This is a genomic window from Streptomyces sp. ITFR-21, from assembly GCF_031844685.1.
GTDB lineage: Bacteria > Actinomycetota > Actinomycetes > Streptomycetales > Streptomycetaceae > Actinacidiphila.
Genome location: NZ_CP134605.1, coordinates 288,212 through 308,998 on the forward strand (window position 1 = coordinate 288,212; position 20,787 = coordinate 308,998).

At 73.1% G+C, this 20,787-nt stretch carries 19 protein-coding genes; 2 read left to right on the top strand and 17 right to left on the bottom strand.

Annotated elements, in window-relative coordinates:
• Positions 1-41: 41 nt before the first annotated feature.
• The 13 genes from hemL to RLT57_RS01325 form a co-directional block, all read right to left on the bottom strand.
• Positions 42-1,334, bottom strand: coding sequence for a glutamate-1-semialdehyde 2,1-aminomutase (gene hemL / locus RLT57_RS01265; protein ID WP_311295489.1), 1,293 nt, complete (start codon positions 1,332-1,334; stop codon positions 42-44).
• Positions 1,331-3,388: an acetate--CoA ligase family protein gene (locus RLT57_RS01270; protein WP_311295490.1), complete on the bottom strand. Its 2,058-nt coding sequence runs from the start codon at positions 3,386-3,388 to the stop codon at positions 1,331-1,333. Before RLT57_RS01270 ends, hemL begins: the two co-directional genes overlap by 4 nt.
• Entirely contained in the window at positions 3,385-4,716 is a 1,332-nt protein-coding gene (hemA, locus tag RLT57_RS01275) for a glutamyl-tRNA reductase (protein ID WP_311295491.1), read from the bottom strand. Before hemA ends, RLT57_RS01270 begins: the two co-directional genes overlap by 4 nt.
• A gap of 4 nt (positions 4,717-4,720) precedes the next feature.
• Complete coding sequence (gene hemB, locus RLT57_RS01280) at positions 4,721-5,740, bottom strand: porphobilinogen synthase (protein ID WP_311295492.1); 1,020 nt, start codon at positions 5,738-5,740, stop codon at positions 4,721-4,723.
• Positions 5,741-5,758: 18 nt separating this feature from the next.
• Positions 5,759-6,559, bottom strand: coding sequence for an aspartate/glutamate racemase family protein (locus RLT57_RS01285; protein WP_311295493.1), 801 nt, complete (start codon positions 6,557-6,559; stop codon positions 5,759-5,761).
• Positions 6,528-7,775, bottom strand: a complete 1,248-nt coding sequence (locus tag RLT57_RS01290) for an FAD-dependent oxidoreductase (protein WP_311295494.1) — start codon at positions 7,773-7,775, stop codon at positions 6,528-6,530. Before RLT57_RS01290 ends, RLT57_RS01285 begins: the two co-directional genes overlap by 32 nt.
• Positions 7,772-8,521: a maleate cis-trans isomerase family protein gene (locus tag RLT57_RS01295; protein ID WP_311295495.1), complete on the bottom strand. Its 750-nt coding sequence runs from the start codon at positions 8,519-8,521 to the stop codon at positions 7,772-7,774. Before RLT57_RS01295 ends, RLT57_RS01290 begins: the two co-directional genes overlap by 4 nt.
• 174 nt (positions 8,522-8,695) lie before the next feature.
• Positions 8,696-9,121, bottom strand: a complete 426-nt coding sequence (locus RLT57_RS01300) for a tautomerase family protein (protein ID WP_311295496.1) — start codon at positions 9,119-9,121, stop codon at positions 8,696-8,698.
• 86 nt (positions 9,122-9,207) lie between these two features.
• Positions 9,208-9,768 (bottom strand): LuxR C-terminal-related transcriptional regulator, encoded by a 561-nt coding sequence (locus RLT57_RS01305; RefSeq protein ID WP_311295497.1) that lies wholly within the window; start codon positions 9,766-9,768, stop codon positions 9,208-9,210.
• 164 nt (positions 9,769-9,932) lie between these two features.
• The gene (locus RLT57_RS01310; RefSeq protein WP_311295498.1) at positions 9,933-10,865 is read right to left on the bottom strand and encodes a DMT family transporter; all 933 of its coding nucleotides are present in this window, start codon (positions 10,863-10,865) and stop codon (positions 9,933-9,935) included.
• A gap of 127 nt (positions 10,866-10,992) precedes the next feature.
• On the bottom strand, positions 10,993-11,904 hold the full coding sequence (locus tag RLT57_RS01315) for a LysR family transcriptional regulator (protein WP_311295499.1): 912 nt from the start codon (positions 11,902-11,904) through the stop codon (positions 10,993-10,995).
• A 76-nt stretch (positions 11,905-11,980) separates the two neighbouring features.
• Complete coding sequence (locus RLT57_RS01320) at positions 11,981-12,898, bottom strand: TIGR03619 family F420-dependent LLM class oxidoreductase (protein WP_311295500.1); 918 nt, start codon at positions 12,896-12,898, stop codon at positions 11,981-11,983.
• Positions 12,895-14,094 carry an MFS transporter gene (locus tag RLT57_RS01325; RefSeq protein WP_311295501.1) on the bottom strand — a complete coding sequence of 400 codons (1,200 nt, stop codon included), beginning with the start codon at positions 14,092-14,094 and terminating at the stop codon, positions 12,895-12,897. The genes RLT57_RS01320 and RLT57_RS01325 overlap by 4 nt, the downstream gene beginning before the upstream one ends.
• Positions 14,095-14,158: 64 nt before the next feature.
• Between RLT57_RS01325 and RLT57_RS01330 the strand changes: the two genes are divergently transcribed.
• Positions 14,159-14,482 (top strand): ArsR/SmtB family transcription factor, encoded by a 324-nt coding sequence (locus RLT57_RS01330; RefSeq protein ID WP_311295502.1) that lies wholly within the window; start codon positions 14,159-14,161, stop codon positions 14,480-14,482.
• 93 nt (positions 14,483-14,575) lie between these two features.
• Positions 14,576-16,216: a glutamate--tRNA ligase gene (locus tag RLT57_RS01335; RefSeq protein ID WP_311295503.1), complete on the top strand. Its 1,641-nt coding sequence runs from the start codon at positions 14,576-14,578 to the stop codon at positions 16,214-16,216.
• Positions 16,217-16,306: 90 nt separating this feature from the next.
• On the opposite strand, the gene RLT57_RS01340 is transcribed toward RLT57_RS01335, so the two are convergent.
• Genes RLT57_RS01340 through RLT57_RS01355 form a run of 4 tightly spaced genes read right to left on the bottom strand, consistent with a single transcriptional unit; the run spans position 16,307 to position 20,651 of the window.
• The gene (locus RLT57_RS01340) at positions 16,307-17,578 is read right to left on the bottom strand and encodes an ATP-grasp domain-containing protein (protein WP_311295504.1); all 1,272 of its coding nucleotides are present in this window, start codon (positions 17,576-17,578) and stop codon (positions 16,307-16,309) included.
• A complete protein-coding gene (locus RLT57_RS01345; RefSeq protein ID WP_311295505.1) occupies positions 17,575-18,138 on the bottom strand; it encodes a GNAT family N-acetyltransferase in 564 nt (187 codons plus the stop codon). Before RLT57_RS01345 ends, RLT57_RS01340 begins: the two co-directional genes overlap by 4 nt.
• Positions 18,135-19,412 carry an ATP-grasp domain-containing protein gene (locus RLT57_RS01350; protein WP_311295506.1) on the bottom strand — a complete coding sequence of 426 codons (1,278 nt, stop codon included), beginning with the start codon at positions 19,410-19,412 and terminating at the stop codon, positions 18,135-18,137. The genes RLT57_RS01345 and RLT57_RS01350 overlap by 4 nt, the downstream gene beginning before the upstream one ends.
• The gene (locus RLT57_RS01355; protein WP_311295507.1) at positions 19,413-20,651 is read right to left on the bottom strand and encodes an ATP-grasp domain-containing protein; all 1,239 of its coding nucleotides are present in this window, start codon (positions 20,649-20,651) and stop codon (positions 19,413-19,415) included. It abuts the gene before it with no gap.
• Positions 20,652-20,787: the final 136 nt, after the last annotated feature.

Consider the following 20,787-nt stretch of genomic DNA (forward strand, 5'->3'; position numbering starts at 1 on the left):
GTGTGCCCCGCGGCCGAGGCCGCGGGGCACACCGCTGTGCGTCAGGCCGGCCGTGCGGCGGCGGCCGCCGCCGCTGCCGCCGGAACGGCGTCAAGCACCCGCTCCACCGCCCGGTCGTCGTGCGAGGCCGAGACGAACCACGCCTCGAAGGGTGAGGGCGGCAGGTAGACGCCGCGTCGCAGCATCTCGTGGAAGAAGGGTGCGTAGCGGTAGGACTCCGACGCGCTGACGCCGTCGAAGTCCACCACCGGGCGGTCGCCGAAGAACACCGAGAACATCGTGCCCGAGTACTGGACGCGGTGGCCGACCCCCTCCCGGTCCAGACCGGCCGACAGCGCCCGGCCGATCGTCTGCGCCACCTCCTCCAGGCGGGCGTAGACCTCGGGCGTGCAGTGCCGCAGGGTGGCCAGGCCGGCGGCGGTGGCCACCGGGTTCCCGGAGAGCGTGCCGGCCTGGTACACCGGCCCGGCGGGTGCCAGGTGCGCCATGACGTCGGCCCGGCCGCCGAAGGCCGCCGCGGGGAAGCCGCCGCCCATCACCTTGCCGAACGTCAGCAGGTCCGCGGCGACGCCGTCGCGGCCGTACCATCCGTCGCGGCCGGCCCGGAAGCCGGTCATCACCTCGTCGGAGACCAGCAGCGCCCCGTGACGCGCCGTCACCTCCCGCAGGCCGGCATTGAACCCGGGCAGCGGCGGGACCGCGCCCATGTTGCCCGGTGCCGCCTCGGTGATCACGCAGGCGATCTCCGGCCCGCTCTCGGCGAAGACCTTCTCGACGGCGGCCAGGTCGTTGTACGGCAGCACGACGGTATCGCCCGTCTGGGCGCCGGTGACGCCGGGGCTGCCCGGCAGCGCGAAGGTCGCCAGGCCCGAGCCGGCCGAGGCCAGCAGGGCGTCGACGTGGCCGTGGTAGCAGCCGGCGAACTTGACGACCTTGCTGCGCCCGGTGAAGCCGCGGGCCAGCCGGATCGCCGACATGGTGGCCTCGGTGCCGGAGCTGACCAGCCGTACCTGCTCCACCGGGGCGACCCGGTCGACGATCTCCTCGGCGAGTTCGACCTCGCCGCGCGACGGCGCCCCGAAGGATGTGCCGTGCTCCAGTGCCCGGCCGACCGCCTCCAGCACGGCGGGGTGCCGGTGTCCCAGGATCATCGGTCCCCAGGAGCAGATCAGGTCGACGTATTCCCTGCCGTCGGCGTCGACGAGGTAGGGGCCGTCGGCGTCGACGACGAAGCGGGGGGTGCCGCCGACGGCGCCGAAGGCGCGGACGGGTGAGTTGACGCCGCCGGGGGTGACCCGCCGGGCGCGCTCGAACCACTCCTGGCTGCCGGTCATCGGACCTCCCGCGGGGCACGCCGGGTCAGGGCCGCGTCCAGCACGACCACGCCGCGGCCGCGTTCCAGGACGCGTACCGGATTGAGGTCGAGCTCGAAGCCGGCCGGCCAGTTCCGGGTGAGCTCGTCGATCCGGTGCAGCAGGCCGGCCGCCGCCTCGGTGTCCGCGGCGGCCCGGCCGCGCGCGCCGGCCAGGATCCTCGCACCGCGCAGCCTGGAGAGCATCTCCGCGCCCTCGCCCGGCCGCAGCGGCAGCAGCCGGTGGCCGACATCGTCCAGGACCTCCGCGAAGACGCCGCCGAGGCCGGCGGTGAGCACCGGTCCGAGGTCGCTGGAGCGCACGCCGACGATCAGCTCCACGCCGTCGTCGACGAGTTCCTCGACGAGGACGCCGCCGCCGAGGGCGGCGAGCCGGCGGTGGACCTCCGGCGCGGTCTGCGGGGTGACGCCGATCTCGACGGCGCCGGCCTCGGTTTTGTGCAGCAGGCCGGGGACCACGGCCTTGAACACCGCCCGCCCGCCGACCTCCCGCACCGCGCGGACCGCGTCGTCGGCGCCGTGCACCAGCCGGCCGCGCGGGACGGTGACGCCGGCGCCGGCCAGGTACTGCTTCAGCTCCGGTTCGGTCGCGCCGAGGCCGGGGCCGGCGTCCGTGCCGGGCGCGGCCGGCGGGGTGGCGGCGCGGGGCCGGCTGACCTCCCACAGTGCGGCTGCCGCACGCAGCGCCCGCGGCGGGGTGGGGTATTCCGGCAGCCCCGCGGCCCGCAGGTCGCGGGAGGCGTCCGGGGCGAGGAAGTCCGCCCCGGTCCTGGCCACCAGGACCGGCTTGCCGCCCTTCTCCGCCGCCTTGGCCAGGCTGGTGACGGCCTTCTCCACGTCGGGTCCCGCCATCACGCAGAAGCAGGCGACGATGATGTCCACGGTGTCGTCGGCGATCAGCACGTCCAGTGAGCGGTCGAAGAGCGAGGGGTCGCTGAGCACGGTGGCGGTGATGTCGACCGGGTTGTCGATCGCGCCGAAGGCGGGGATGATCTCCGCCAGCGCCTCCTTGCTCGCCGGCCGCAGGACGCTCAGTTCCAGGTCGTACCTCTCGATGGCGTCGGCGGCCAGGATGCCGGAGCCGCCGGAGGTGGTGACCACCGCGACCCGGTTGCCGGCCGGGCGCCGGACGGACTCGAAGGCCCGTGCCACGTCGATGAGTTCGTCGATGTCGTCGACCCGTACGATGCCGAGCTGGCGCAGCGCGGCGTCCAGGACCCGGTCGTCGGTGGCCAGCGCGCCGGTGTGGGAGGCGGCGGCCCGGCCGCCCGCCTCCGTCCGGCCCGACTTCAGCAGCGCCACCGGCTTGTCGGAGGCGGCCAGTTCGCGCAGGCCCTCGATGTCGGGGGTGTCCTCCAGGTAGCCGAGCAGCCCGGCCACCGCGGGGACCTTGGCGAGTTCGCGGAGCACCTCAAGGGCGGTGACGTCTGCGTCGTTTCCGGTGCTGACCACCCAGCCGGGCCGCAGGCCGCGTTCCAGCGCGAGGCTGGCGGCCCCGAAGCCGAGCGCGCCGCTCTGGCTGACGAAGGCCAGGGTGCCCGGCTCGAAGGGCACGTTCAGCGCGCCGAAGAGCGGGCTGAAGGTGGCCATCACCCGGTTGTCGTAGCCGACCGCGCCGATGCAGTTCGGGCCGATGACGCGCAGCCCGCCGGCCCGCGCCCTGGTGACGACCTCTTCTTGCAGGCGGGCGCCGGCCTCGCCGGTCTCGGCGAATCCCGAGGAGGCGATGATGGCCAGCGGTATGCCGGCCGCGACGCAGTCGTCGACCGCGCCCGGTACCCGGTCGGCGGAGACCATGATCAGCGCGAGGTCGACCCGGCCGGGCACGTCCTTGACGTTGGGGTAGGCGGGCACGCCGAGGATCTCCGGTGAGCGGGGGTTGATCGGCAGGATGCGGCCCTTGTACCCGTAGCGCAGCAGGTAGTCCATGGGCTTGCGGCCCAGCGCGCCGGGGCGCTCGCTGGCGCCGATGACGGCGATGGACTCGGCTTCCCAGAGTGCCGATATGTCGCTCACCCGATGACCTCGATTTTCTTGGTGTCGCCGTCCGCCGCGAACAGCCTGCTGAGTGCCTCGATGTGCCGGGCGCCGTCGGGGGACGTGGCCAGTTCCTTGATAAGCAGGGTCGGCCGGTGCAGCGCCTTGTCGATGATGCGGCGCACGCTGCGGTCGATCTCCTGCTGTGCCGCGCCGTCGATGCCAGCCACCCTGCGGGTCAGCCGTCCGAGTTCGGCGTCGGCCGCCTCGGTCGCGGCGTTGCGCATGGCGGTGAGGATCGGGGCCGCGCCGGCCAGGCTGACCCTGGTCCTGAAGTCCGCGACCTCCTTGTCCACCAGGTCGTGGGCGGCGCGCACGCTGGCGACCGACACCTCGTCCTGGCTGCCCTCCTCGGCGATGCGCTTGAGGTCCACGAAGGTGACGCCGGGCAGCACGGCGGCGTCCGGGGAGATGTTGTGGGGCAGCGCCAGGTCGAGGATGAACAGCTCCCGGCCGCGGCGGCGGCGCATGGCCTCCTCGACGTGCTGGGCGGTGACGACGTGGCCGTTGGTGCCGGTGGCGCCGACCACCACGTCGACCTCGGCGAGGAGTTCGGGCACCCGCTCCAGCGGGTAGCCCCGGCCGCCGGCGGTCTCGGCGAGCCGCTGCGCCTTCTCGGGCGTGCGGTTGGCGAGGTGGACCGTGCCCAGGCCGGAGCGGCGCAGGGCGGCGACGACCACGCCGGCCATCGAGCCGGCGCCGATCACCAGGGCGGTACGGCCGGTCAGCGAGCCGATCCGGCGCTCGAAGAAGGCCAGGCCCTCAGTGGCCAGCGAGCGTCCGGCCTCGTTGAGACCGGTGTCGTTGCGCGCCTGCTTGCCGACCCGCAGCGCGGTCTGCACGGCCTTGGCCAGGACCTTTCCGGTCAGGTCGAGCTTCTGGGAGCGTTCCAGGCCCTGCTTGACCTGGCCGAGGATCTGGTCCTCGCCGACCACCACCGAATCCAGCCCGGAGACGACGGTGAACAGGTGGCGTACGGCGTCGTCGGCACGGTGGGTGTAGAAGTGCGGGTCGAGTTCGTCCCGGGCGACGCCGGTGTGCCGGGCGACCAGGTCGTGGAGTTCGCCGTCGGAGGCGCCGGGGCGGGCCTCGGTGTAGATCTCCAGGCGGTTGCAGGTGGACAGTACGACGGCGGCGTCGATGCCGTCGACGGTGGTGGCGCCGGCGACCAGTTCGTCGATCGGGCGGCCGGTCTCGGACAGCCGTTCCAGCAGGTCCAGCGGGGCGGAGGCGTGGCTGATGCCCACCACCATCACCCCGGGGCCGGAGCTTTCGGGGACGCCGGGGGCGCCCTTCGCGGAGGTCACCGGGTCACCGGTCCAGCGTCGGGGCGAACTCGCTCGCCCAGTAGGTGATGATCTGGGTGGCGCCGGCCCGGTGGATGGCGGCGAGGCTCTCCCGGACCACCTCGTCGCGGTCGATCCAGCCCTTGGCTGCGGCGGCCTCGACCATCGAGTACTCGCCGGAGACCTGGTAGGCGGCGACCGGGACGTGCACGTGGTCGGTGATCAGCCGGACGATGTCGAGGTAGGCGAGGGCCGGCTTGACCATCACCATGTCGGCGCCCTCGGCGACGTCGAGTTCGACCTCGCGCAGCGACTCGCGGATGTTGCCGGGGACCTGCTGGTAGCCCTTGCGGTCGCCGCGCAGCGAGGACTCCACGGCGTCCCGGAAGGGCCCGTAGAAGTGGGAGGCGTACTTGGCGGAGTAGCCGAGGATCGCCACCGACTGGTGGCCGGCCTCGTCCAGCGCCCGGCGGATCCGGCGCACCTGGCCGTCCATCATGCCGCTGGGCGCGACGACCTCGGCGCCGGCGTCGGCCTGTACGACGGCGGCCTGCGCGTACAGCTCGATGCTGGCGTCGTTGTCGACGTCGCCGGAGGGGTCCAGGACGCCGGTGTGGCCGTGGTCGGTGTACTCGTCGAGGTTGATGTCGCCGATGACCACCGTCGAGTCGCCGACCTCGGCGACCACGTCGCGCAGCGCGGTCTGCAGGATGCCGTCGGGGTCGACTGCTCCGGTGCCGCGCGGGTCCTTGTGCTCGGGGATGCCGAAGAGCATCAGCGCGCCGACGCCGTTGTCGACGGCCTGGGCGGCGGCCTTGCGCAGGGTGTCGCGGGTGTGCTGGAAGACGCCGGGCATGGAGGAGATCTCCCGCGGCTCGGTCAGCCCCTCGCGCAGGAAGAGCGGCTGGACGAGGTTGGCCGGTGAGACGCGGGTCTCGGCGGTCAGGCGGCGCAGCGCCGGGGTGCGGCGCAGCCGTCGGGGTCGGTAGTAGGGCGCGCCGGACCCGGCGGGGTCGGGGTCGCGGACGTACGGGGAGAACGACATGGCAGGAGCTCCTTGGGGTCAGAGGCCGGAGCCGAGGAAGACCTTTTCCAGGTGGGTGGTGACGGCCTGCTCGGGGCGGCTGAACCAGTAGCCGTGACTGCTGCGGGAGAAGAGCCGGAGCTCGCCCAGGTGGACGAGGGTCTCGGCGAGTTTGACGGCGAGTCCGGCGGGGTCGACGACGGGGAGGCCGTGCAGTTCGTGGATGCCCAGGTGCCAGAGGATCTCGTTGGGGATGCCCTCGGCGGGGATGATCACCTCGGCGCCGGACTTGGCGGCGCGCTCGGCGGCGGCGGAGTACATCTCGACGAACTGGTCGAAGTCGCCTTCCAGCGAGCGGTGGACGGAGTCCCAGCTGCCGGGGATCACCTCGTAGCCGCTCAGCGAGGACTCCAGTCCGTAGCGGCGGATGTTGGCGCGGATGGGCTCCTCCAGCGGCGGCATGAAGCCGAGGACGGCGAAGCGCTGACCGGTCATCGCGGACAGGAAGAACGCGCTCTCGCCGTAGCCGACGGTGGGGATGGCGGCCAGCGGGCGGGCGTCCCGCAGGCCGGGGTCCTGGCCGGCGGCGATGACCCACGCGTCGTAGCCCTGGCGTTCGGCGGTCACCGCGGCCTGCGCGAAGTGCTGGCTGAACAGCACCTGGGCCGAGTGGTGGCCGACCAGTGAGAAGGGGGTGCTGTCAGGGTAGGTCTCGGCCGGCAGGGTCTTGATGTCGACGGTGGTGCCGGGGTCGGCCACGGCGTCCAGGTGCTCCCGGTACCACTGGTCCAGCAGCGGCAGTCGTCCCTCAACCGTGTGCTTGTGAAACCAGATGCGCATCTGCGGTGCCTCTCTCGTCTCGGGTCGTCGGACGTGGGGCGACATCCAGCAGGGATGCCTTGATCAGGTAGTCCGTGGCGGACGCCGGGTCGGCCGCGGTGCGGCGCACGGCCTCCAGCGCCCCGCGCAGCGCGGCGGCGCCGTCGAGTCCGGCGGTACGGGCCTCGCTGCGCGGGATCACCGCTGACTCCGCGACGGCCCGGCGCTGCCGGGCGGCTTCCGCCAGCACGCCCTCGTCGGCGTCTCCCGTGAGCACGGCGGTGAGCGCCCGGCCGATGTGGACGGCGTCGTGCAGCCCGCAGTTCATGTTCATGCCGCCGGCGGTCGAGGTGAGGTGGGCGGCGTCGCCGGCGAACAGCAGCCGCCCGACGCGGTAGTCCGGCAGCAGGAACGCCGCCAGCCGGTACGTGGTGGCCTCCGCGATCGGCAGCGCCGCTCCCGCCCGCGGTAGCGCCCGCGCCACCAGCTCCCGTACGGCCCCGGGCGCCAGGACGTCCGCGCGCGGGGTCCCGTGCGGGATCCGGAAGATCAGCCGCCAGTGGTCGGGCATGCCCAGCACGCTGAAGGAGATCCGCGGGTCCCGTACGTACGTCAGCGGGGACAGGCCGGGCTCCAGCCGGTCGAGCGGGCTGTCGGTGACCACCCGCAGCGCGTAGTGCGGGTAGTCCCGGGCCCGGGAGGGCAGTCCCGCGGCGTCGCGGACGGCGCTGCGGCTGCCGTCCGCGGCCACCACGTGGCCGAAGGTCTCGCGGACCTCCTCGCCGCCGCCGGACCTCGCGGTCAGCTCCACCCCCGTGGCCGTCTGCCGTACGCCGGTGACCGTCCGGCCGAACCGGACGTCGGCCAGCCCGGTGGCCTCCAGCGCCGCCAGCAGCAGCGGGGTCAGCCGGGACTGCTCGACGTGCAGCCGGTGCGGGTGGGTGGTGTGCCCGGCGAGCAGCGCGTAGTCCAGTTCGGCGTGCACCTCGCCGTCCAGACCGCGCCACTGGATGCGGGTGACCTCGCGGCCCTGCCGGTGCAGGGCGGCCGACACCCCGAGTTCGTCGAGCAGGTCGAGGGTGGCGGGGTGGAAGGTGGAGGCGCGGGAGGCCGTCGACAGGGCAGGGAGCTGCTCCAGGACGGTGACGGGTACGCCGCCGCGGGCCAGTACCAGGGCGGCGGTGAGGCCGACCGGTCCGGCGCCGACCACGGCGACCGGCGGCTGCCCGGCGCTCATGCCGCGGCCGGGTGTCCGGACAGCCGCCGCAGCAGGGGGTGCGTGTCCGGCCGGTCGAACGGCTCGCCGCCCCCGGCGGTGTGCAGCGCCCACCAGGCGGTCGCCAGGTTGGAGGTCAGCAGGGTCCGGCCGCTGTCGCGGCCGAGTTCGGCGAGCGCCGCGAGGGTGGACATCCCGGTGCCGGTGAAGAGCAGGGCGGCGTCGTCGGCCACCCCGGCGTCGCGGACCTGGGCCAGGAGTTCCGCGGTGGTGACGTCGTAGGGCGAGAAGCGGCCTCCGGCACGCACCTTGACCACCCGGTCGACGGCGAGGCCCGCCTTCTCCCAGTAGTCGCGGGAGAGGTCGGTGAGCCAGGGCTGGTACGGCGACACCAGGACGAGCCGCTCGACGCCGGCCGCGGCCGCCGCGGCGAGGATGGCGAGGGTCGCGGAGGCGACCGGTGCGCCGATCCGGTCCGACAGCGCCTCGCAGAGCGCGCGGTCGCCGCCCGGGGAAAGAAGGTAGTGCGAGCCGGTGCAGGCGATGACCGCGGCGTCCAGCCGCAGCGTGCCGAAGGTGCCGAGCGTCTGCGGGAGGACCGCGTTGTACGTGTCGAGGCGTTCGCGCAGATCCTTGCCGGGCAGTACCGGTAATCGCGTCGTATGGGTGTTCAGCCGGGGATGGACCAGGCCGCCGATCTCCGGTTCCGCCGCGGCGTTCGCCGGGGGGACCACCAGGCCGAGCCGCGGTATCGAATCCAGAGTCATGAGAGGATCTCCTCCATTCGTCCGTTCCGTTCCATTGCCCGCAGCCTAATCCCGGGCCGTTCAGGGGAGCACTACGGTAATCCGTACCGGGAGATTCCGGTGAACTGCCGGGTATGGCGGGAACGGCACATCGGCGGCGCACCGGGGACCGGTGCGCCGCCGATGTGCCGGATATCAGTCCTGCCGGGCGATCAGCTCGTCGATCTTCGCTCGCCTGGTCAGGCCGCCATTGACGCTCCAATAGCCCTCCGGAATCTCGTTGACCACCACCCACACGGTCGGCGGCTCCGCTCCGGAAAGGCCGGCCGCCTCCTGGACGGCCCGGGTGATCTCGATGGACAGCGATTCGTTGCGCTCCGGTGTGAGGAATTTCTCCAGCGGCGTCACGACGACCAGGAATCCCGGCTGGATGTCGACCGCCCCGGTTGCCGACCAGCCCTTCCTGGATTCCGTCACATAGACCCAGGTGGCTCCCGCGAAGAAATCGGTGTCCGGGAAGCCCATCCAGTGCATCACGGACCGGGCCACCTCGCGCTGCAGGGTCCCGACGGTCGCGTCGGACAGGGATCCCGCCGGAGCCGTTATCTCGACCAACGGCATACTGCACCACCATCTGCTCGGGTTCGGACAATGCCGTCCGAACGTAGCCCGGCGCCGGCCGGCCGGCGCTACGGGACCACGAAGCCTCAGCTGGCCAGGGCGGTCGCGAACTGGTCCATGGCGGTCGCCAATTGGGCCCGCCGTCGGATGTCGAGCTTCCGGTACATACTGGTGATGTGCAGCTCGATCGCCCGGGTGGACACCGAGAAGACCTCGGCGATCTGCTTGTTGGTCATTCCGTCCAGCATCATGTCGGCGATCCGGCGCTCATGCGCGGTGAGTTCCTCGTACATACGTCTGGTGCGCCGCCCGGCGGTCCGTGCGCGCAGCGGCTCCACCGCTCCCCGGTCGTCCGCGGCGCGTTCCAGGCCGGCCAGGATCACATGGCCCATGACGGCGTTCCATTCCCGTACCCGTAGTTCCGAGATCACCTGGCTCTGGGCGTAGGGGTCGGCGTAAAGCACCTTCAAGAGAGAGCTACGGTCACGCGCGTCACAAAGAAGAAATTCGCCGGTCCCGTCCTCCCACGGACCGCCGCCGAGCAGCATTCCCTTTTCCGCCAGCCGTTTCCAGTACATGCGGTGCTCCTCGGCGGAACTGATCCTGTCCACCTCGTTCCCGCGGTACACCATCTCCACTGCGTACACGGTGGTTCCTTCCTGGTCGGGTCGTCGCGCATTCGTCAAGAAACGCCACACCGGTCTGCGGGTGGCGGCGGGTGGCACGGGTCGAGGCCGCCGCGTCCCGGTGCGGACGCGGACAGCCCCGTGTACCCGGACGAGGGCGTCCGGGTACACGGAATGCGGCGGCGCTACTTCGCCGGCACGACGCCCGGTGTCCGGGACGCCGGCTCCTGTCCTGGCTCCGCCGCGGGCCGCGGCTTCCTCCGCAGCAGTCCGGTCGCGGCCAGCACGGCCGCGGCTCCCACCCACACGGTCCAGCCGAGCGACTCGTTCAGCGCCACGGCGCCGAGCAGTACGGCGACGGCCGTCATCAGATAGGTGACGGTGGAGGCCACCGTGGCACCGTCCTTGATGATCAACTCGAAGTTGAGCAGCGCCGCCGCACCGGTACACACCACGCCGAGGATGACCACCGAGATCAGCGAGTCGGCCCGCAGGTCGACGTGCTGGAGGCCGAGGAAGGGGAGGACGACCAGCATCAGCAGCGTCGCCACACTCAGCTGCCCGCCGGCCAGCATGAGCGGCGGCACACCGCGGTTGATCAGGAACTTGCCCATATAGGCGAAACTCGCACCGAAGCTGATCGAACCGATGACGAAGCAGAGCAGGCTGGAGCCGCTGCCGGTACCGGAGCCGTTCCACGGGGAGGCGATCAGCGCGGTGCCGGCCAGCCCGAGCAGCACCCCGCCGGCCTTGGCGCCGGTGACGCGCGCCTTCCGCTCGATCAGCATGGTGGCGGCCAGCGTCCAGATGGGCGCGGTGCCGTTGACCACGGCGGCGACGCCGCTGGCGCCGCCCCGCTCGCCCTCGGCGTACATCGTCCACGGAACGGCGTTGCCGAGCAGCGCGGCCACCGCGATGTGCCCCCAGATAACGCCCCGGCCGGGCAGCCGCAGGCCCCGGGCGTAGCCGATGGAAAGGACGACCACCGCGCCCAGCGCCAGCCGGATGAGCACCATCTGCACGGGTGAGAAACCGTGTCCGGAAATCTTGATCCACAGGAACACGGAGCCCCAGATGAGGCTTAGCGCGGCAAGCCGCACATATGTTGCTCGGGACATGGGTGTCCTGACCTCCGAAATGGATTCAGCCGTCGGCAAAGAATTCAGCTGCCGAAAGCCTCACATCGAGGGGGAAGCCGCGTCCAACAATGTTTCGTGGACGGTACCTTCCACGTTTCGTGGAGGATCAGACGACGAGTTCGGCCGCCACCGATCGCAGCGCGTCCAGCATCGCGGCGATCTCCGGGGAGAGCTCGCTGCCCTTGCGCACCGCCGCGAAGACGTTGCGCCGGGGCGCGTTCCCGGAAAAGCCCCGCACGGTCACCTTCGGCCGCGGCGCCGGCTTGGCCAGCCGCGGCACGAGGGCGACGCCGAGGCCGAGCCGCACGGCGGCCAGGGTCGCGTCCCAGTCGCCGATCGCGTGGGACGCCTGCGGGGTGAAGCCGGCCGCCGCGCAGGCGGCCACCCCGATGTCGTGACACATGCCGGTGGTGGCGAAAATCCAGTTCTCGTCGGCGAGGTCGGCGAGTTCCAGGCGTTCGCTGGAGATCAGGCTGTGCCCTTCCGGCAGGGCCACGTCGAACGGGTCCACGCACAGGGCCACCCGGTGGAAACGCTTGTCGTGCCCCGCCGGGTTCTGCTCGGTGTCGGCGGAGATGACGACGTCGGTCTGGCCGCGGTGCAGCATCGAGAAGCTCTCCGGCGGATCCACCTCCGCCAGCGATGTGCGCAGCATCGGTCTGGTCTCCTTCAGCCGTGCCACGGCCGGCAGGATCAGGGCCGAGAGGGTGGTGGAGAACCCGGCGACCGTCACCTCGCCGCTCAGGCCGTTCTTGTGCGCGGCCAGCGCGGCGTGCATCTGCTCCACCTGGGAGAAGACGGCGTCGGCGTGGCGCAGTACGGTGCGGGCCGCGCCGGTCAGCAGGATGCGCCGCCCCGACGGCTCGGTCAGCTGCACCCCCAACTCCCGGGACAGGGCGCTGATCTGCTGCGAAACCGCCTGCGGCGTCAGGTGCAGTGCCTCGGCGGCGGCGCTGACCGTGCCCCGCTCGCTGAGTTCCCGTAGCACCCGCAGTTTCCGCAGGTCCAGATCCTCCATGAAGCAGCCTCCCCGTGGCCGGTTTCCCTGACGTCCGCGTCCTACTGAGCGCACATGACCCCTGACGCTGCGTACATCATCGTACGCAACCCGCGTCCAGATCGATAATGTTCTCCGCCAACATCTCCAGGTCCGCTACGTCCCGGTCCGTACGCCCCTTCTCCCGCCGCTCGCCCAGCGAGAGGGGGTCGAGTACGACGGCGCCGGCGCCCAGTTCCTGCAGCAGCCCGAGGTCGTCGCGGATCTGCTGGAGGGTGCCCTCGCCCAGCAGCCGGCGGGGCCCGAGGGCGCGCTCGGTGATGCGGAGTTTGATCCGCGGACACAGCGCCGGAACCGGCCGGCCCTCGGCCTCCGCGACCTGGCGCAACGCGGGCATCCCGATGCCGAGCAGCCAGTCCCCCGACACGGAGGTGGGGTGCCAGGCGTCGCTGTAGCGGACCGCCCGGCGCAGCGCGCCCAGGCTGTGGCCGCCCACCCAGACCGGCGGACCGGGCCGCTGCACGGGCAGCGGCCCGGTGTGCACCTCGCGGAAGGAGACGTGGGCGCCGTCGAAGGAGGCCACTTCGCTGGCCCAGCACGTCTTGATCGCCGCCAGGTACTCGTCGCTGATGGCGCCGCGCTTGCGGTAGGGCACGTTGAGCACCGCGAACTCCCTGGCGGCCCAGCCGGCCGCCGCGCCGAACACCAGCCGGCCGTTGCTGAACCGGTCGATGTTGGCGGCCATCCGCGCGGTGTGCACCGGGTGGCGGTACGGCAGGATCGCCACCGTCGTGCCGAGGCCGATCCGGTCCGTGACACCCGCCAGTAACGCGAGCGTCATGAAAGGGTCATAGAACGGGGCGGGAAACAGCTGGTTCACCTCGGGGGTGAGGGCCACGTGGTCGGAGACCATCGCGTAGTGGTAACCGGCCTTCTCGATCCGGCCGGTCCACGTGACCAGATTGTCCGGGGTCGCGTCGGGACCGTAGTTCGGCAGGTTGACACCGAATTTCACAGCGGGCTCCTTTCGAAAGCCGTTGCGGGGGACAGGCGCCCGCGGTGGGACGGCAGGCATGCCGATCCGAGGTGGAGCAGCACCCCGGTCGCGGCGACCGCGGCGGCCGGCAAAGGCAGCCACCGGGCGTCCAGCCCGGCGGCCAGCGCCGCGCCGCCGAGGGCCGAGCCCGTCGCGCCGCCGAGATAGGTGGCGGAGCTGTTGAGGGCGAGGGCCGCGCCGCCCGAGGCTCCGAGAGCCTCCAGGGAGAGCAGCCGGTGCTGCTGGGGGACGACGAACGCCCAGCCCGCGGCCCCCCACACCAGCAGCGGCAGCAGGACCAGCCCGGGGACCGCCCCGGCCCAGGGCAGCACGGCCAGCGCGGCGGCCAGCGCTCCGAGCAGCGCGACCGAGATCCGGGCGGGGCGGCCGGCGCGGTCGAGCACCGCGCCGGCCAGCAGACTGCCGCACACCCCGCCGATGCCCCAGGCCCACAGGTAGGCGGTGGGGCTGTGCACCTGGGCGGTCCGCCGGAGCACCGGCCCGAGGTAGGTGTACAGGCCGAGGCTGGCCACCGTCTGGGTCAAGGTCACCGCGACGACGAGCGTGACCCGGGGCTGGGAGAGCAGCCGCAGCCGCCCGCGCAGGGACGGCAGGGCGGCGGCCCGTACCGGCGGCAGCCGCAGCGCCACCCCGAGCAGGGCGAGCGCGCCGAGTCCCGACACCGCCCACAGGGCGGCCCGCCAGCCGGAGTGGGCGGCCAGCAGCAGCCCGAGCGGCACTCCCAGCACCGTGCCCCCGCTCATCCCGCCCAGCACCAGCGCGAGCGCCCGGCCGCGCCGCTCCGGCGGGGCGAGCGCCGCCGCGGCGGTCGCCGCGGTCGGCGCGAACAGCCCCGCACCGGTGCCGGCCGCCGCGCGGGCCGACAGCAGCGTCCCGTAGGAGCCGGCGAGCGCGCTGGCCGCGTTGGCCGCGGTGAACACGACCAGCGCGGCCAGCAGTACGCGGCGGGTCCCGAGCCGGCCCAGCGCGACGGACAGCAGCGGCGCGGCCAGCGCGTAGCAGAGGGTGAAGACGGTCACGGCCTGGCCGGCCCGCGCGGCGGAGACGCCGAGGTCGCCGCCGATTCCCGGCAGCAGCCCGGCCATCACGTAGGCGTCCATGCCCATGGCGAAGGCACCGATTCCGAGCAGCCGGACACCACGCATCGTCTCCATCACGCCCCTGGACCACAATGTTCCATAAAACTAGCCCAATGGACGTTAGCAGTAGGATGAGGGTGTGCGCACTTATCCGCAGCCGAAGGTGGACGACATCGACCTGTCCAGGGTCCTGTTCGCGCTGAGCGACCCGACGCGGCTGGCGATCGTGCTGGAACTGCGCCAAGCCGGGGAGCTCGTCGTCGGTGAGCAGCTGTCAGGCGCCGTACCGAAGTCCACGCTCAGCCACCACAACAGGATCCTCCGCGAGTCCGGTCTGACCAGCACCCGGCCGGACGGCACCCGCTGTTACGTTTCGCTGCGCGAGCGGGACATGGAGCAGCGCTTCCCCGGCATGCTGGAGATGTTGCTTGCGTACTCGACTGTGGCGCACGGCCCGCGCTGAACGGGTGCGGAGTCCCGCAGCTTCTCCAGGTTGCGTATTTCACCCGGGAGGGTGACCGACCTACGGTGTAACCCCACCTGGAGGGAGTGCACCGTGCTCGAACCTGCTGCCGTCGACGCGCTGTTCCGGCCGGATCTGCCCGAAACCGACCACTGGGAACGGCGTTACCCGCCCCGACGGCTCCCGGAGGGCGCCGAGGTGACGCGCTTCGCCCCGAGCCCGACCGGGCATCTGCACATCGGCGGCCTGTACACCGCCGCGGTCTCCCGGGCGCTGGCCCGGCAGTCCGGCGGCGTCCATCTGCTCCGCGTCGAGGACACCGACCAGGCCCGCCGGGTCGCCGGCGCCGCCGCCGCGTTCGTACGGCAGCTGACCGCCTTCGGGCTGCCGCCCGACGAGGGCGGGACCGACGGCGGCGACTGGGGACCGTACCTCCAGTCCGACCGCGGGGACGTCTATCTGAGCCACATCCGCGCGCTGATGCGGCAGGGCCGGGCGTACCCGTGCTTCTGCGACCGGGGACGGCTCGCCCGAATCACCGAGGAGCAGCGCGCCTCCCGCTCGCCGCTCGGCTACTACGGCAGGTGGGCGCTGTGCCGCACGCTCACCCCGGAACAGGCCGCCGACCGGGTGCGGTCCGGCGAGCCGTACGTGGTCCGCTTCCGCTGCCCGCCGGGGCTGCCCGGCCGGGTGCGGTTCGAGGACCGCATCCGGGGTTCGGTCACCACCCAGGACAACGGCAACGATGTCGTGCTGCTCAAGTCGTCGCAGGACCAACTGCCGCTGCCCACCTACCATCTGGCACATGTCGTCGACGACCACCTGATGCGGGTGACCCTGGTCGTCAGGGGCGAGGAGTGGCTCTCCTCCACCCCGCTCCATCTGCAACTGCACACCGCGCTCGGCTTCGGACGGCCGGCCTACGCGCATCTCGCGCCGCTGATGAAGGCCGAGGGCGGCAACCGCCGCAAGCTCAGCAAACGCAAGGACCCCGAGGCGTCGGTCGACTTCTACCTCACCGCGGGGTACCCGCCCGCCGCGGTCCAGCACTACCTGCGCGGGCTCGCCAACGCCCGGCTGATGGACGCCCCGACACACGAGGCGCTGGCCGCCCGCCTCCGGACGGCGGACATGAGCCCGGCCGGCCCGCTGCTGGACCTGCCCAAACTCCGCTCGATCAGCCGCGAGTCGATCGCCGGGCTGGCCGCCGCCGAGGTGTACCGGCAGCTGTGCAACTGGGCCGCCGAGTTCGACGCGGAGCTGCACCAGGTCCTGGTGCGCCGCGCCGAACTCGCCCACAGCGCCATCGCCGTCAGCCGCAACGCCGCCGGCCACCCCCGCAAGGACCTGGTCCGCTGGTCGGACTTCCGCGACCGCTACGGCTTCTTCTTCCCCGAGCTCTTCGGACCGGTGCCCGCGCCCGACGACGCCCGGTTCGGCGCGCTCTCCCCCGACCTGGTCCGCCGCGTCGCCGCGGACTTCGCCGCCCGGTACACCCACCCCGACACCCCGGCCTCCTGGCTCGGCGGGCTGCGGGACCTCGCCGAACGGCACGGCTTCGCACCCGACACCAGGGCCCACCGGCTCGCCCCGTCCCGGTACGCCGGCCCGACCGGCGAGGTCGTCAACGTCGTGCGGGTCTGCCTGACCGGCTCCGCGCGCAGCCCCGACCTGTTCGAGGTGGTCCGGGTGCTGGGCCGCGACGAGGTGCTGCGCCGGCTGGCCGTGGGCTGACGTCCGGCCGGCGGGGCGGGGCGGCGGGTCCGGCCGGGACGCGGCGGCGGGCGGCCGGGACAGCCGGCATGGCGCGGGCCGCGCGGGCGGTCAGGAAGCGACGGGCTCGGTGGTGACCTGGACCAGCTCCGCCGCCTCGGCGGCCCGCTCCGCCGCCTCGGCGGCGTCCGCCCCCTCGGCGATGACCTCGCCGACCCGGTCCCAGGAGGAGTGGGCCGGGCGTACGGCACCGCCCTGCGCGGGCGTCACCAGGACGGTGTGCACGCCCGGCCGGGCGGAGGCGTCGGCGACGCCGTCGATCGCGGTCACCGTTCCGGGCGGCGCGGACAGGAAGCGGATCGCCGCACCCCCGGCCGGCTCCCGCGGGGTGTCCGGCAGCCGGCCGAGCAGGGTCTCCAGATAGGCGCGGACGAAAGGGAAGGCGTAGGCCAGCCGGATCAGCAGCGGGATCTCGTCGCCCGGCATCCGGGCCGCGCACTCCACCAGGTACGGCTCCGGGTCGGCCGCGGCCACGATCCACTCGCAGTGCAGCACCCCCGCCCCGAAGCCGGCGGCCTCGGCCAGCTGCGCGGTCCGCCGGATCAGCAGGTCCCGCTGCCCGTCCGGTACGGGGGCGGGCAGGACGTGTCCGGTCTCCACCGGGAAGCGGCCGGGCAAGACGTCCTTGGCGGTGACGTTGGCGAAGCAGGGCCGGCCCTTGGCGACCAGCATCTCCACGCTGAACTCGGCGCCGTGCACGGCTTCCTCGATGAGCACCTCGGAGGGGATGCCCCGGTCGGGCACCACCCGCCCCTCCTCCACCTCGGTGGACAGCGACCAGCCGGTCCTGAGCTGCTCGCGGTCGGTCAGGATCTGCACGCCGAGGCTGGCCTGCCGGCTGGACGGCTTCAGTACGCAGGCGCCGCCCACCTCGTCCATGAACGCCTGGGCCGCCTCGACGCCGTCCACCCGGGTGTAGCGGGGGTTGCGTATGCCGGCGCCGGCGGCCAGGTCGCGCAGCCTCGCCTTGTTGCGGAACACCTGCCCGCCGAGCGTCCCGGCGCCGGGCAGGCCCAGCGCGTCCGCGGCGACGGCGGCGGCCGTGACGCCGTACTCGACGCCGGGCACGACCGCCACCGCGCCGCGGACCAGGTCCTCCCCGAGCAGCAGCTTCAGCTCGCTCGCGCGCTGGTACTCCCTGGGCACCACCCGGGAGACCGCGGGGAACTTCTTCGCCAGCTGGTGCAGGTCCCGCTTGCGCACCACGTCGGGCTCCTCCACCACCAGCACGCTGCCGGGCGGCAGGTCGCCGGCGAGGTTGCTGAGGATGTTGGCGCTGAAGCCGAAGAAGAGGATCTGTTCCCGGCCGATGTCGTCGATCACTGCTGTTCTCCACGGGGTGTGCGGGGTGCCGGCCCGGGCGGCCCGGGCAGCGCGAGGGTGAAGCGTGTCTTGGCCCGTCCCAGCGCGCCGTGCCGACCGTAGAAGCGGATGGCGTCCGCGTTCCAGTCGGGGGTCTGCCACTCGGCCCGGGGCGCCCCCAGCCGGGTGCCGTGGGCGGCGACTTCGCGCAGCACCGCGGCGCCCACGCCGCGGCCGCGGTGTTCCGGGTCGAGGTACAGGCAGTCCAGGTGCAGGTAGTCGCGCACGCTCCAGGCGGCGAACTCCAGGCTGTAGGCGGCGTATCCGGCCAGCCGCCCGACGGGCGCCGCGGGCGGTACGACGACCAGGGCCCAGACCCGGGGGGAGGCGGCGGACACCGCCTCGATCAGCGCCGCCGCGGCGCCGGGCTCCGGCGCGCCGAGCCGCTCGTAGTCGGCGTGGTCGGTGTACAGCCGGGTCAGTTCGGCCTGGTCGCCGGGCGCGGCCGGGCGGACGGCGTAGCCCGCCGGGAGGCCCGCCGCCGGGCCGTCCGTCATCGAGTGCCGCCGGTCGTCCGTCACGGGGTGTCACCGGCGGCCGGCACCACCAGGACGTCCAGGCGTCCGTCCAGTTCGGCGGCGACGGCCTCGATCCGGTCCAGGTCGGCCGGCTCCCGGTAGGGCCCGTTGACGCTGAGCGAGCCGGCGATGTCATAGCCGGCCGGGGCGCGCCGCAGCCGGTCGCCCGGACGGGCCACCGGCACGTAGGACTGGAAGTACGGCGACAGGGCCGCCTGGCCGGGGGTGTTGCGCAGCAGCAGGCCGGTCCGGTAGGCGTACGTGATGCAGGTGGCGCGGCGCGGCGGCAGCCGGCGGACCTCGCCCTCCCACACCTGCGCGGGGTCGCCGGCGGTCAGCGCCTTGGCGAACAGCCGCACCACGTCGATGCCGTGCACCTCGCGCAGGTTGTGGTAGTTCTGGCCGCCGCTCATCCGGGTGCTGAACTCCACCACCCGGAACCGGCCTTCGCGGTCCTGCCGCAGTTCGACGTTGAACAGGCAGTGCTCGACCTGGAGTCCTTTGGTGATGCTCTCGGCGATGGCGGTAAGGCCGGGCTCCAGCTCCGGCGTGCGGAACGGGAGGGTGTAGAAGTCCTCCTCGAAGTACGGGCCGGGCATGTGCATCTTGTTGATGATCCCGGCCAGGTGGAAGCGCCCGAAGAGCACGACCCCGTCGAGCGTGACCTCCTCGCCGGGCAGGAACTCCTCCAGCAGCGCGAAGGTGCGCTCGCGGCCGGTGAAGTAGTTGCCCTCGCCGGAGCGCGCCATCCGCTCGATGGCGCCCAGTCGGTCGGCCAGTTCGGCCGGCCCGGCGACGAGTGCCACCCCGCGGCTGAAGGCGGCGTGCGTCGGCTTGACGATGAGCGGGTAGCCGAGCCGCTCGGCGGCGGCCAGCGCCTCGGCGGTGTCCGCGACGGCCGCGTAGCCGACGGTGGGGATGCCCTGGTCGGCCAGGAACTCCCGCTGCCGCCGCTTGTCCCGGGCGATCGCGTCGGCCTCCGGGGCGGCCCAGGCGTTGCCGAGCCGCTCGTTGACCACGGAGGTGAGGTGGATGTCGGTCTCGGCGAAGGTGAGGGCGGTGCCGATGCCCGCCGCCTCGGCCAGGGCGACGGCGTCCGCGGCCACCTCCTCCACCGGCCGCCCGGCGGGGACCAGCGTCACCGCCGCGAACCGGCCGTCGGTCTCCAGGCCGGGCACCTCGGTGAGCAGGTGCAGTTCGCGGCCCATCATCCGGAGCGTGGCGATGTGGTCGGCGTGCCAGAGCACGCTCTTGCGCATGATGAGCAGCAGCCGCATCTACGCCTCCGGCCCGGTGGCGACGTCGATCGCGCCGAGCAGCCGCTCGCAGGCGGCGATGGCGGCCGAGGTATCGCCGCCGGTGGCCACCAGCTGGCCTATCCGGTCCCAGTTGCCGCGCAGCGGGTTGACCACGTCCCCGGGGACCAGGTCGAAGTCCAGGGCGACGACGGCCGGGTCGGCGCGCACGTCCTCCACCCCGTGCACCGCGGTGACGGTGCCGGGCCGGCCGATCAGGAAGCGGGTGGCCGCCGAGCGCAGCGGTTCCGGGCGGTCGGGCAGCTCGTCCACCAGGCGGAACGGCCAGCCGACGGCGTAGGTGTCCAGGTCGATGCCGTAGGCGGCGTGCACCATCTCGTTGATGCGGTCGCCACCGACCCGGTTGTGGGACTCGATGACCACCGGGCCGCGGCCGGTGAGCTTGATCTCGGTGTGGGTGGGGCCGTCGGTCAGGCCCATGGCGGTCAGGAAGTCCGTCGTCGCGGTCACCACGGCCTGTTCCACCGCCGGTTCGAGCCGGGCCGGCAGGGCGTGGCCCAGCTCCACGAAGCCGGTGTCCAGCACCGCCTTCTCGGTCACCGCCACGACCACGTGCCGCCCGGCGAAGCTGAACCCCTCCACGCTGTACTCGGGGCCGTCCAGGAACTCCTCGGCGATGAAGTCGCCGACCGGGAAGAAGCGGGCCCACTGGTTGGCGCCGGTCCGGCGCAGGTCCTCGATGTGCGCCCACACCGGGTCCAGCTGCTCCTCGCCGGTGACCTTCACCACGCCGAAGCTCGCGGTCACCGCGACGGGCTTGACGATGAACGGGTAGCCGTGGGCGGCGCCGAAGGCGGCCAGGTCCGCGCGGCCGGTGATCCGGGCGGCGGCCGGGCCGGGCAGCCCCTGCTCGGCCAGGTGCCGGCGCATCAGCCACTTGTCGGTGAAGCGGTGGCTCACCTCGTAGGAGGTGCCGCCCAGTTCGAGCAGGTCGTTGACGCGGCCCACCGGGTCCAGGCCGGGTTCGGTGAGCGAGACGGCCGCGCCGAAGCCCCATGCCTCGTGCGCGGCGGCGGCCAGCGGGCGCAGCACGCGCCAGTCGGTGTAGTCGCCGAGCAGCGCACCGGCCACCAGTTCCCCGTGCGCCGGGCCGTACTGCTCCTTGAGCTGGATGTGGACGACGTCCAGGCCGAGTCGCCTGGCCTTCTGGACGATCTTGAGTTTGCCGCCGACGATCAGCAGCGTGCGGTCGGGGTTCACGGGGCTCCATCGGGGTTACCGCGGCGGCGCGGCCGGTACGGGTGGGTCGGCGGTGCGGACGATACGGGCGGTGCGGCGGGGGCTGCCGCCACGGGCGGGTGCCGGCCGGGCCGTGGCCGCGGCGGCACCCGCCCGC